The sequence below is a fragment of the Rhizobium sp. PEPV16 genome, from assembly GCF_008919455.1.
GTDB classification, from domain to species: domain Bacteria; phylum Pseudomonadota; class Alphaproteobacteria; order Rhizobiales; family Rhizobiaceae; genus Rhizobium; species Rhizobium leguminosarum_Q.
The window spans coordinates 1-2371 of the sequence record NZ_VSZV01000062.1; the positions used below are offsets into that span (position 1 = coordinate 1).

At 63.5% G+C, this 2371-nt stretch carries 2 protein-coding genes; one reads left to right on the forward strand and one right to left on the reverse strand.

The window, feature by feature from the left end; translation table 11 throughout:
- Positions 1 to 153: 153 nt before the first annotated feature.
- Complete coding sequence (locus tag FY112_RS00555) at positions 154 to 1140, reverse strand: MBL fold metallo-hydrolase (RefSeq protein WP_131628880.1); 987 nt, start codon at positions 1138 to 1140, stop codon at positions 154 to 156.
- A gap of 132 nt (positions 1141 to 1272) precedes the next feature.
- Here FY112_RS00555 and FY112_RS00560 point away from each other — a divergent pair, with 132 nt between their 5' ends.
- Positions 1273 to 2169 carry a LysR family transcriptional regulator gene (locus FY112_RS00560; protein WP_017957661.1) on the forward strand — a complete coding sequence of 299 codons (897 nt, stop codon included), beginning with the start codon at positions 1273 to 1275 and terminating at the stop codon, positions 2167 to 2169.
- The last annotated feature ends 202 nt before the right edge of the window (positions 2170 to 2371 follow it).

Here is a 2371-nt window from a genome sequence, read left to right on the forward strand (position 1 = left end):
TCAACTGCCTGTGCAGCTTGGCAAGCTCGATACGCATGTCGGCGCGCAGCGCAGCGTCGAGGATGTCGCGGCCCCGCGGGGATGGCTTAATCGCGGTGCAGCCCCGCGGAAGGGGTCATGGCGATCACTACTCTTGCGACCGCCAAGCAGACCTCAGTTCTGCAGGGCCCAATCCGCTACCTGCCAACGCATCTGCCCATGGTCGGCAACGACACGGCCGAGCCCTGGAAAGGGCATGTGCGTGGCGGCGATGAGGGCGCCTTCGGAAGCGGCGCGAGGAAAGAACCGGTCGCGCATGGCTTTGGCCGCGGCAGGATCCTGCTCGAACAGGAAGAACACGTCGGTCGCCCCAGGATGAACGACGGGAAAGATCATATCCGAGACCATGATGAGGCTCTGTCCGCCATCTTGGACCCGCACGCCGATATGGCCGGGTGTATGGCCGGTCAGGTCGACAATTGAGACGCCCGGCACGATTTCTCGCTCTCCGTCGATCGCCTGAAGTCTCGGATAGAGGCGCACGACCTCGTCGGCCATCTTGAAGCTGGTCTGCAGATAATCGGGTGCGCCGCTGCGCTTGGCCGGATCAGTCCAATGCGCGACGTCGCGGCGATCTATATAGAGTTCCGCCTTGGGATAGTTGTTCTTGCCTCCGAGGATCAGACCGCCCATGTGGTCCTGATGCATATGCGTCACGATCACCGCGTCGATCTGGTCGGGCTGCAGGCCGAGCGCGGCGAGCGCCTGCGGCAGTTGGCCGGTCTGGCCGATCGAGCCTGCCGCACCGGCATCGATCAGGATGCGGCGTTCGCCATCCTCGACGAGATACTGGTTGAACAGGAACCGCACCCCGCCCGCGCGGGCGGTGAACTGCGCGACTGCCGCCTGTTCGACCTCCGCCGCGGTTCGCCCCGGAAAATAATCATAGGGCATATCCGCATAGCCGTCCGTCAACGCCGTCACCGTGAAACGACCGATGCGGATCTGCGCGAGCGGCGTAACGCTGACCGGCGCTTTGGCCGTAGCCGGTGTCGCGGCAAGCGCGGACGCGCCTTCAATCATTCCTCCGCCGAAAAGGCTTCCCCCAAGCAAGCCGAGTGGGAGAGCGCTTGCAAAGGCACGGCGCGAAAGTGTGGGCATGACGTCCTTCCTGATCATTGGCAATACGGGAAACCGAACAGCGCCGGTGAACGACGTGAAGCTATGATATCCACAAACAGTAGGGTATCCTGCCATTTTGAGAACATTCCTCTCAGATAGCGGAAGGATTGCATGGATCGTTTTGACGCGATGTCGGTACTGCTGGCGGTGGTCGATGCCGGCAGCCTTTCTGCCGGGGCGCGGCAACTGCGTGCCCCCCTTGCCACGGTCAGCCGCAAGGTCGCTGATCTTGAAAAGCACCTCGGCGTGCCCTTGGTGCTGCGCACTCGCCGGGGCCTGTCGCTGACCGAAGAGGGGCGCACCTTTGTCGCCGCCTCACGCCGTATCCTTGAGGAGCTGGACGCGGCGGAGCGGCAGGCGAGCGGCGACCATGGGGCGCTGCGTGGCGGGCTCCATGTGACCGCACCTGTTGCCTTCGGCGAGCGTCATCTGCTGCCAATCTCGCTGCAATTCTTGAAGGAGCAACCCAATATCAACCTGCGCCTGACGCTGGTCGATCGGCAGATCAATCTGGCGGACGAGCAGGTTGACGTGGCTCTTAGAATTGGCCACCTGACGGACAGTGCCCTGATCACAACACGCGTCGGCAGTGTCCGCCGGGTGATCTGCGCCAGCCCCGAATATCTGGCCCGGCGAGGCGTGCCGCGTCAGCCGGAAGACCTCGCACGACATGACGGTATAAGCTTCCAGGGCTTTGCGACCGCGCCGGAATGGCGCTACCGCCGCGACGGTCCGGCCTTCGCCATCGAGCCGCACCCCAAACTCGCGGTCAACACGACGGAGGCGGCCATTCAGGCTGCAATGGCCGGTATCGGCATTATCCGCGTACTGTCTTACCAGATTTCCGATCAGCTGCGCTCCGGCGCTCTGCAGGAATTGCTGACGGAGTTCGCGCCGGAACCGCTACCTGTGAACGTGATGCATGGACCAGCCGATCCGCTGTCGCTGAAGGTGCGCTGCTTCCTCGATTGGATCTTGCCCCGCCTACGCGCGCGGGTTGCGGACTAAAGCGCTCGTCGCCGGGCGCGGCTCGGTTGATGACAGTCACGCGAAACGGTCCGAATGCTTCGGGGCGCGGCTGGCCTTTCCTAAGTTCGTAACATGTCGCCCCAGAAATCGCTGAACGAGAGGCGCAACGCCGCCATACCGCCGACGCCCGAACCGCTGAAACGGAGCCAGTCGGTTCAAGCCGCCGTCGGGTTGATCACGT